At 41.7% G+C, this 9,076-nt stretch carries 9 protein-coding genes; 5 read left to right on the forward strand and 4 right to left on the reverse strand.

Annotation, left to right across the window (positions count from 1 at the left end; translation table 11 throughout):
* Nucleotides 1-8: 8 nt before the first annotated feature.
* On the reverse strand, nucleotides 9-1,388 hold the full coding sequence (locus OGM63_RS18670) for a gluconeogenesis factor YvcK family protein (protein WP_263747159.1): 1,380 nt from the start codon (nucleotides 1,386-1,388) through the stop codon (nucleotides 9-11).
* Nucleotides 1,389-1,417: 29 nt separating this feature from the next.
* Between OGM63_RS18670 and OGM63_RS18675 the strand changes: the two genes are divergently transcribed.
* From OGM63_RS18675 to OGM63_RS18690, 4 genes are read left to right on the forward strand one after another with little or no spacing between them, the layout of a single operon-like run.
* A complete protein-coding gene (locus tag OGM63_RS18675; protein ID WP_263747160.1) occupies nucleotides 1,418-1,690 on the forward strand; it encodes a hypothetical protein in 273 nt (90 codons plus the stop codon).
* Between the two features lie 52 nt (nucleotides 1,691-1,742).
* Nucleotides 1,743-2,234 carry a crossover junction endodeoxyribonuclease RuvC gene (gene ruvC / locus OGM63_RS18680; protein ID WP_263747161.1) on the forward strand — a complete coding sequence of 164 codons (492 nt, stop codon included), beginning with the start codon at nucleotides 1,743-1,745 and terminating at the stop codon, nucleotides 2,232-2,234.
* 57 nt (nucleotides 2,235-2,291) lie between these two features.
* The gene (locus tag OGM63_RS18685) at nucleotides 2,292-2,705 is read left to right on the forward strand and encodes a DUF433 domain-containing protein (protein WP_375340497.1); all 414 of its coding nucleotides are present in this window, start codon (nucleotides 2,292-2,294) and stop codon (nucleotides 2,703-2,705) included.
* Between the two features lie 3 nt (nucleotides 2,706-2,708).
* Entirely contained in the window at nucleotides 2,709-2,915 is a 207-nt protein-coding gene (locus OGM63_RS18690) for a DUF5615 family PIN-like protein (protein ID WP_445974562.1), read from the forward strand.
* A 157-nt stretch (nucleotides 2,916-3,072) separates the two neighbouring features.
* On the opposite strand, the gene OGM63_RS18695 is transcribed toward OGM63_RS18690, so the two are convergent.
* The gene (locus tag OGM63_RS18695; protein WP_263747162.1) at nucleotides 3,073-3,540 is read right to left on the reverse strand and encodes a hypothetical protein; all 468 of its coding nucleotides are present in this window, start codon (nucleotides 3,538-3,540) and stop codon (nucleotides 3,073-3,075) included.
* A 396-nt stretch (nucleotides 3,541-3,936) separates the two neighbouring features.
* Nucleotides 3,937-5,550, reverse strand: a complete 1,614-nt coding sequence (locus tag OGM63_RS18700; RefSeq protein ID WP_263747163.1) for an ArnT family glycosyltransferase — start codon at nucleotides 5,548-5,550, stop codon at nucleotides 3,937-3,939.
* Nucleotides 5,551-5,811: 261 nt separating this feature from the next.
* On the opposite strand from OGM63_RS18700, the gene OGM63_RS18705 reads away from it, so the two are divergent.
* Nucleotides 5,812-7,533, forward strand: coding sequence for a hypothetical protein (locus OGM63_RS18705; protein WP_263747164.1), 1,722 nt, complete (start codon nucleotides 5,812-5,814; stop codon nucleotides 7,531-7,533).
* A 77-nt stretch (nucleotides 7,534-7,610) separates the two neighbouring features.
* Here the strand turns inward: OGM63_RS18705 and OGM63_RS18710 are convergent, their stop codons facing one another.
* Nucleotides 7,611-8,903 (reverse strand): recombinase family protein, encoded by a 1,293-nt coding sequence (locus OGM63_RS18710; RefSeq protein WP_263747165.1) that lies wholly within the window; start codon nucleotides 8,901-8,903, stop codon nucleotides 7,611-7,613.
* Between the last annotated feature and the right edge of the window lie 173 nt (nucleotides 8,904-9,076).

The following is a 9,076-nucleotide window of genomic DNA, read 5'->3' on the forward strand; positions in this document are numbered from 1 at the left end:
CCATCTCCCTACCTCCCCATCCCCTGATGGGCGCCACTGTACCACCGGAACAAAACTCGCGCTAACTTCTGGGGATTGTGACGTACCCAGCCAATATCATCTTCAAACAAAATATTTGCTAAGACAATTCTTCGTCCCAGCTCCAATACAGCTTCGCGATCGAGGAAGACGGGATGAGACTTTTGTTGAGCGTAGCGGATTAGGGAATGAGCGCTAGGGGATTTTTTATGTACTAATACAGCATCAAAAAGCTGTCGTCCACAAGCGGCATCAATTGCTCTAATGTGGTCAGAAACAGTGTATCCTTGAGTTTCACCCGGTTGAGTCATGATATTGCAGACATAAATACGGGGAGCAACGGAAGCGGCGATCGCATCGGCAATTTGTGGAACCAACAAATTAGGAATCAGACTAGTATATAGGCTACCTGGACCAATTATGATATAATCTGCCTCATTAATTGCCTTGATAGCTGTTGGCAAAGCTGGGGGGTTAGCCGGAATGCAGCCAATTTTCACAATGGTACCCCCAGCTTGGGGAATACTCGACTCCCCCTCAATTCGGCGACCATCGGCTAACTCAGCCCAGAGGCGGACATCGCTTAATGTAGCAGGTAATACTTGTCCTCGCACCGCTAGCACTTTGGAACTGGCAGCAACGGCTCGTTCTAAATCTCCGGTTATATCACTCATCGCCGTTAAAAACAAGTTACCAAAACTGTGACCCGTCAAGCCATCCCCGGCTTTGAAGCGGTATTGAAACAGTTCTGTTAAAAGCTTTTCTTCGTCTGCTAGTGCTGCTAAACAGTTACGAATATCTCCTGGTGGTAAGACGCCAAATTCTTGACGCAACCGTCCAGAAGAACCGCCATCATCAGCGACGGTGACAATGGCGGTAATATTGGCACTGTAGGTTTTTAGTCCTCTGAGCAATGTGGAAAGTCCCGTACCACCACCAATCACGACAATTTTCGGTCCCCGGTACAATCGACGATGCGCCAATAGTACATCAATTAATTCTTCTTCACTGTGTCCTTTTGGTCTGAGAACCTCAGTAATTGAGCCGACAGTGCGGGTTTGTCCCCAGAGAACCAACAGCAAGCCAAATAATATAACTAAAGGTCCACTAATATAATTGGGTAAGACATCGGCGATCGCTCCCAAAATACCCCGCAGAAACTCAAGCACCCAAAAAATTGGTGTCAGCTTAATCCAAATAGCCAATCCCAGACTTACTAGCACTACACCCGCAACCGAGATTAGCAACCAGCGTTTCACCGATATACCTGGGGATAACCATTTGAACCACTGATTAACTCTATGGGAAGTGCGACGACGGGATTGCGCTTGCAAGGTGTTTAAAGCTTGTCTGAGAAAACCAATTGACATACCTGAAAATAAGCAATGTGTTTAGAACAGTGAATAAGAGAAAATGTACACCACCTGGCTTTAAAAAGGGGACTCTTTACTGGGAAGATTTGGATGAGGATTGGGACTCCAACCAAATTTTATCCATAATTTCATACCCCAGTGCCCAGTCCAAAGGCATCCCCAGCAGAATGAGCGATCGCTTTTATTCTGAACCGACACAAGTGCGCTCCCTGTGGGAGAATCCGCTCTTGCGACCCGTTAATGCCAAATGTGGAATTATTAAATTTTTTGATTCCATTACATTAAGAGCTAGTAGTTAAACTTGCCAGCATCCCAGTAAAACAATACCCTGGTTTGGTAAAACCGAAACTAATGGAAAAGCGAATTTTAGGATTAGATCCAGGACTGGCAATTTTAGGATTTGGTGCCATAACTTGCAAACAAAGTCAAGCCAAGGTACAAAGCACAACAGTAGATATGCTGGATTTTGGTGTTATCAGTACGCCGTCAGATGCGGAAATGGGACAGCGACTGTCTACCTTGTTCGACGATTTGCACACCCTGATGGAGGAATTTAAACCCGATTTGGTAGCGATCGAGAAATTGTTCTTCTATCGTATGTCAAGTACTATCTTAGTTGCACAGGCGCGGGGTGTGATGATATTGGTGTTAGGGCAGCGTCGCTTACCCTATGTCGAATTTACCCCTGCCCAAATTAAACTAGCGTTAACGGGATATGGCAATGCCGAGAAGTCGGAAGTCCAAGATGCGGTAGCGCGGGAGTTAGATTTAGATTATATTCCTAAACCGGATGATGCTTCAGATGCTTTGGCGGTAGCGTTAACAGCGTGGTATCAAATTTAAATGCTGTAGACAAACAAAAAAGTTGGAAACTAAACAATAATATAGCGATTTTGGAATATGCACGAACAATCGCAATTTCAGATGCTCATCCTATCCCCGTCACTACAATTAAACAACTACACTAAAAATTTAGCTAGTTACTCTATGACTCTCCAAGAACTAGAATATCAAATCCTTGCTCTACTCCCAACGGAAAAAGCCGCAATTATTCAAAGTCTAACTCAAACTATCAACATTGGAGCTAAAGGTATTACTAAAACACCAGGTGTTTGCGGTGGAGAAGCTTGCATTGCTGGAACCCGCATTGCTGTTTGGCTATTAGTTGAAGCGCGTCGTCTTGGCATTACTGAAGCTCAACTTTTGCAAGATTATCCTCATATTAGCGCAGCCGATTTAGTTAACACTTGGGTATATGCAGATGCTTATCCTGAAGAAATTGAAGCTGCTATCCGCGCTAATGAGGTTGCTTAAATAATGGTGCGTTTATATGCTGATGAGCAGTTTCCACGGAAAGTGAGTGAACTGCTGCGAACAATGGGACATGATGTTTTAACAGTACAGGAAGCTGGAAATGCAAACCTAGGAATTCCTGATGATGAAGTGCTGGCATTTGCAGTTAGCGACAATCGGGCTGTTATCACCCTCAATCGTCAAGATTTTATCCGGTTGTATTTGAAATAGAAGCATGAAAGCAAACTTCACAGATGTTAGCTGTAAGAAATAAATCTTGCTGTCAAGTACAAATTTAGTAGCTTGTTTCAATAAAATACAGCAACCGTGACCGAAAGCGTGATCGCAACCTGACTTTCAACGTCTTACCCATAAGGGCGTTATTATCTTATCCTAGATTTACATCTTGCTTTTTCATCTCGATCGCATCTGTAGCCAAAAGTTCTGTAGCTTCTTGCAAAAGTTGCTTTTGCTCTATTTGAATTGCCTCTAAGCGCAGAGTAATTTCTGTAAGTCTTTGCTGTTTATCTTTGTAAATTGGTTGAGGAGTTGCAGGTGGCAAAGCTGGCAGGTTATTAACTGGTTGAGGAAATGCGAGTTTTTTAAGAGCGATGTTGCTAACTTTTGTAAATGAGACAAAGCTAACTTTAATTAAGGCAAAAAGTAATTTAAAAGGAACTTGGAGAATCGACCAACTAGCGGTTTCAATCAAGCGGACGATCGCTTTAATGATACTTGAAGCGATCGCAATGGTGAAAAGCAGAATTACTAAACTGATAATTGGGTGATTACTCCCCCACGCAAGGACTTGCACTATCCGGAAAATAGCTGGATGTTGGGTAATCCAATCATTCATAGAAGAAGCGATCGCGCTTTCAACTGCTCTCGATGTTGTATTCTTAATTTGGTCAGCAGTTTGCCAAGACTGTTCTAATGAACTTTTAGCTTGTTCAACAGTTGTCGTTGCTGTTTGCTGCCAAGATTCTTTAACTTGCTGCGCTGCAGCAAGTTAAAGAATCAACGCTTTGATGAACAAAATCTTTCCCTTGCTCAAAGCGAGGAAATATCCCTGTGAGCAAATTTATGTCTATGCTCAAATTTTGCATCTTAGACATAGTTTCAGTGTAACATAACACTAATCACAGATGATCGCTGGAGTTTAGACTAGTTAGGAGTGCGATCGCCCGCGCTAGGGATTAGGAATTAGGAAGAGACATCAATGCTATTTCTTCCCCAGCCCTTAGTCCCCAATTCAATATGTGTCTTTTGTAATCAGTGTGAATCCTCCGGTTTCGTCAATTCGCTTGACTGATTCTAAATGGAGATTTTTCAGAGTAGATGCATCGAGTAAAAAGTAGGGTTGCTCGTTGTATTGCCAATAATGTTTTAGTTCAGCACCAGAAGCGGGAATAATGTTGCGATCGCTATAAAAATTCAATGACGGGCGATTATAGGGAAAAGATGTATAAATCTTTCTAACTGTAGGTTTTGCCCGCTGAATCATCACAGCAACTGGTTTAACAGCATAAGCTTCTTCTAATTCCCAAACCCAATAGTTTGATTTCATCAACAGCAGCAGCGAAATATAACTTCCCCAAAACAGAATCTTGAGGAATTGTCCGTCCCCTCGCTCTGCTAAAATAGCGGAAGTAGCCATAGTTACAGCTACAGCAGCAAAAATCATCTGTAAGTCAGATTTACCTGTTGTGCCCCAACTGTAATAAATGCTGCCAGCAGAAGCCACTACCGCGAGTAATGAAAAACTAGCTATCCAAGCTTTGGGATAAGATGACTGTAAAGATGGATTTTCTGTTTCTGCCAGCAACGCACCAAAAGCTAAAGCTAAACTGGGGTAAATCGGAAAGACGTACCAGGGTAGTTTGGTTCCCATGAGGGAAATAGCTAGCAGGTAAACACCACCCCACACCAGCACGAGTTTTGCCCAGCTAAGATTGCGATTTTCCCAAATTAAGCGTAGCGCTTGCGGCAAAAACATCAGCCAGGGCCATGCGTACTTGAAAATTTCTAACAGATAGTACCAGGGTGGTCCAGAATGATTCTCAACATGGGTGTTAATGCGGTTGAGGGATTGACCCATAATACCAATACGGGCGAAACTTTCACCATAATGTATCCACTGGGAACCAGACCAGAAAACGATTGGTATACTGCCAATGATGATGGCTATCCACATATACCAACTGGTGAGAAGTCGTGGGGTATCCCACAGAAGAAATAAAAAGGCTAAAGCTCCTAATAATATGCCTAACATGCCTTTAGTTAGACAAATTAAGCCAAAACCGATGCCAATGCCCAGACAGTAACGCAAATCGCGACGCGATCGCAATACACACAACATCATCACCATAAAAAAGCAGATTACCGCACCATCTAACATTGCCAAGCGTCCATGACGCACTACCGGCAACATGGTGAGATAAATCAAAGCACTGTAAATCGCTGCCCAACGTTGACGAAATATCTCTCTACCAATGCAATACAACAAAGGTACAGAAATAGCTGTTAACATTGCTCCTGGTAAGCGCGTAGTCCACTCATTTACCCCCAACAGCGAATAAGTCCAGGCAATTAGCAAATGCATCAGCGGAGGCTTATTGTGATATGGTAGACCTCCTAGCATCGGGTAAAGCCAACGCATTGAACCAGCCGGTGCACGCCAAATTTCACGGGCAACTTGTGCCACAGTACCTTCATCCCAATCTCGCAGTGGCAATTCCCCAAGATTTATGCTAAATAGTAACACCGCTGCCAACAACAGCACTATCACCCATCCCCAATCAATCCTTTTCTCAACCACGCGATATTTTTTTTCTAGACGAGCCCAAGTAAAGTTTCCTTCTTGCATAATCTAGGATAATAAGTATGAAAAGCACACTTCGATTACACTCCAGACGTTTTGGAGTCTCCAATGTTGCCAACACGTAACAATCACTGCCGCGTGAATAATTCATAGATTTAAAATTAGCTCAAATTTGGGCGATCGCGAATAATATTTTTTCACAATTTCTTCTAAGATTTTTTTAAATTATTTAACAAATATTTCCCGGAAAAAACTGATACACATAATACAATACACAATATTCTACCGCTATTGGAGACTCTATCAATGAATATACCTGTTATTTTCGATTTGGCGTTAGGTTTAGTGTTTACTTACTTAAGTTTAAGTTTATTAGCCTCAGAAATTCAGGAATTAATTGCTACTGTGTTGCAATGGCGGGCTGAACACTTAAAAAAGTCAGTTGAAATCTTTTTAGCTGGTGATGTTGAGAACTCAGAAGACGCTCATGTGATTGAATTAGCTAATAGTATTTATTCTCATGCTTTAGTAAAAAATCTTAACCAAGAAGCTAAAGGATTTCTGGTAAATTTACCCCGCAGACTTACTTGGGGAATTGGCTCATTATATCGTTCAGTCAAAACACCACGACCAGGAGGTGATAAAGAAGAAACTATTTTTGGAGAGAAAAAACGTAGCGGTCCGTCTTATATTCCCTCAGACATATTTGCGACGACGTTAATGGAAACCTTGCAATTACCAACGCTGGTTCAGACATTAACTCAATCCCGGCTGGAAAAATTTAAGAATGCCCAATTAGCTAAAATAGAACAAGTTTTAATCGAATTGCAACAACAGACAAATGATGATGAAGTTTCTGCCCCATTCATCAATACTATGTTTCAGCAATATGCAGAAACTCAAGCTGACTTTGAACAAATAAGCTGGAATTTTCAAAATCAAAAAGCTGATTTGAATACTAGTGTTAGTCGTTTGGGAGAAAGTTTGGATAGATATATAGAAGTTTTTCAGACAGAGATGCCGAAACAGGATTTATTTGACAAAACATTGCGAAAAATAAACTTTATCAAAAAAAATATTTTTGCAGATATAGAACAGGCAATTTCGTCAGGAGGTTTAAGACCTAATCTCAATGAAGTTGTCGAATCTGTTGACAAAAATAGTGCCGTTCATCATGAAATTAAAGAAGCAGCAGTTCAACAGGCAATTTCCTTAGGAGTGCTACAAAAACCTAGTCTCAATCAAGCTGTCGAATTTATTAGACGAGACAATGCGATTTTTCAGGAAATTAAAGAAGCCGTCAAAGATCAAGAAAGCGCTACAAATCAAGGAATTAGAAATGTAATTCAAACTATAGATTTAATTGATAAACTCCCAAAATCTGTTGTCGAAAATATTACGCTTTTAGGAAAACGTGCCCAATCAAAGATTAAAAGCACAGAAGAAGGTATTTATGCATTACAAAAAGAAATTGAACAGACGTTTGATAATTCAATGGAGCGAGCTTCTGGTGTTTATAAGCGGAATGCTAAAGGAGTAGCAATTATGCTCGGTTTAAGTATTGCTATCGTTGCTAATGCAGATGCATTTCACATGATTAGTAGACTATCAAAAGATTCGGCTCTACGAGAAACAATTACTAATAATGCTGGGGATATATTACTCAATAATCAAAATAATCAGGCGATCGCTAATCCAAATTCTCAGGGAGAACCAGATAATAGTGCAACCCTAGATGTAATCAGAGACCAAGCTGATAGCGCTTTAGACAATGTTGCTTTACCGATTGGTTGGTCTGATGTTAACTTAAATCAGCAAATTGCTTGGACACATGAGAAGAAGGATTTCCCTTTCTGGAAAATTTTAACTATGCTTCCTGGTTGGATTTTTAGTGGTATTGCGATTTCGATGGGTGCCCCTTTTTGGTTCGATTTACTTGGTAAATTTGTGAATGTGCGTAATGCGGGAAGACGACCTGCATCTTCTTTTAGAAGTCAAGTTGAGAACGATAAAAATGTGGGAGGGTGAGAAAAAGTCAGGAGTGCGGTAGAGACGTGACGGTGGAACGTCTCTACGAGGAGCGGAGTCTCCTGAATTCTTCTTCGTTAAAAAATAAATATGATTTGGAGTTGCCAATTTTGATTTTGACGAATAATCTCAATTTTGCGAATGAATTCTCGCAGGTAAAATCGTCGTTCGGCTTCTGATAAGTCTAACCAAAATTGCGGAATGGAAACAGCTTGAGCAACTGAAAGCAAGTTCACTGGGGGGAGTGTTGCAAGCTTTGCTTGGAGTGCAGAAATTTCTGTGCGGAGTTTGTATGCTCTTAGTTTTGCGGTTTCTACATCTAAAATTCCGCTTTCTACTAAGGTGGGTAGCTGTTCGAGTATTTGTTGTTGGCGATCGCTCTTTTCACCTAAACTATTTTTAACGGCATCTAATTGAGGAAAATTCATCATCCCGACTGCACTCGGTAAGTCACGACAAACCGCTTCAATTGTCTTTGACAAAATTTGTGCGTAGGGAATAGCGCGACATTTTGGACTTTTTGGACAGCTAATTGGACGTAAATAAAGATACTCTTTATCTTGGTGACGCTGAGTTACACGGATAACTGTCATATGCGATTCACACTCGCCACAAATAACCAAACCCGCTAGAGAACGCGGTGCGCTTGCACTTCGAGATGGCAAACGGCTATTGCGGCGTAAAAGTCGGTCAATTTGTGCTGCTTCTTCTTTTGCCATAATTGGCACATGGGTATCAGAAATAATTTCCCCGTTCCGATAAGCGGTATCACCGCGATATACTGGATTTGTCAACCAGCGGCGCCCAGTGGTGACAGAGATTTTCTTAGCATATTTTTTCGCCAGATAACGCACTGCTCCCCGCAAAGAACCGTAAAGTAGAAAATTATCAAAAAAATCTTTGACTACCGTCGAAGTACTACGGTCAATAATGTATTTTCCGTTACCTCTACGATAGCCATAGGGTGCTTTACCAGGTGGTGGTGCAGCCTCCAAACGATTGCGGGCATGTCCTTGGCGGATGCGACGGCTGCGTTGCTGGTGCTGAATTTCGTGTAACAATTTGAATAAGTCAGCGCGAAAATTAGCAGTTTCTGAAGAGTAAGCTTGTTCAGTGGCAATTATTGCTATCCCCATCGCTTCGAGTTGCGTTAAGCGATCGCTCACTTGTTCTACATTATCCCCCAATTCCTCCAACCGACGAATCAGCAGATAATTTGCTCTTTCGGTTTGACAATCACTGAGTAATTCTTCTAATTGCGATCGCTTACCCAAATCCTCATAAACTCGATCCACTTCCCATCCCCAACTATGAGGATCGGGTGCGGGTTCTAGTAAAGGGTCAGTGTAAGTATAAGCGATGATTTTCATAAGTAGAGACGTTCCACTGGAACGTCTGTACAAAACTACTGGAACGTCTGTACAAAACTACTGGAACGTCTGTACAAAACTACTGGAACGTCTGTACAAAAGTTAGGAGTTGTAGAGACGCGAAATTTCGCGTCTCTACAAGAGTTAATTATCCCCTATTCCCCCACTCCCCC

Source organism: Plectonema radiosum NIES-515, from assembly GCF_025753815.1.
In the GTDB taxonomy this organism is placed as follows: domain Bacteria; phylum Cyanobacteriota; class Cyanobacteriia; order Cyanobacteriales; family Nostocaceae; genus Hassallia; species Hassallia radiosum_A.

What these genes read in the sequence shown, in the direction of transcription:
- OGM63_RS18700 (WP_263747163.1), bottom strand. Translation starts at nt 5,550, where the DNA reads ATGCAAGAAGGAAACTTTACTTGGGCTCGTCTAGAAAAAAAATATCGC.
- OGM63_RS18670 (WP_263747159.1), bottom strand. Translation starts at nt 1,388, where the DNA reads ATGTCAATTGGTTTTCTCAGACAAGCTTTAAACACCTTGCAAGCGCAA.
- OGM63_RS18690 (WP_445974562.1), top strand. Translation starts at nt 2,709, where the DNA reads ATGGTGCGTTTATATGCTGATGAGCAGTTTCCACGGAAAGTGAGTGAA.
- OGM63_RS18705 (WP_263747164.1), top strand. Translation starts at nt 5,812, where the DNA reads ATGAATATACCTGTTATTTTCGATTTGGCGTTAGGTTTAGTGTTTACT.
- ruvC (WP_263747161.1), top strand. Translation starts at nt 1,743, where the DNA reads ATGGAAAAGCGAATTTTAGGATTAGATCCAGGACTGGCAATTTTAGGA.
- OGM63_RS18695 (WP_263747162.1), bottom strand. Translation starts at nt 3,540, where the DNA reads ATGAATGATTGGATTACCCAACATCCAGCTATTTTCCGGATAGTGCAA.
- OGM63_RS18685 (WP_375340497.1), top strand. Translation starts at nt 2,292, where the DNA reads ATGCACGAACAATCGCAATTTCAGATGCTCATCCTATCCCCGTCACTA.
- OGM63_RS18710 (WP_263747165.1), bottom strand. Translation starts at nt 8,903, where the DNA reads ATGAAAATCATCGCTTATACTTACACTGACCCTTTACTAGAACCCGCA.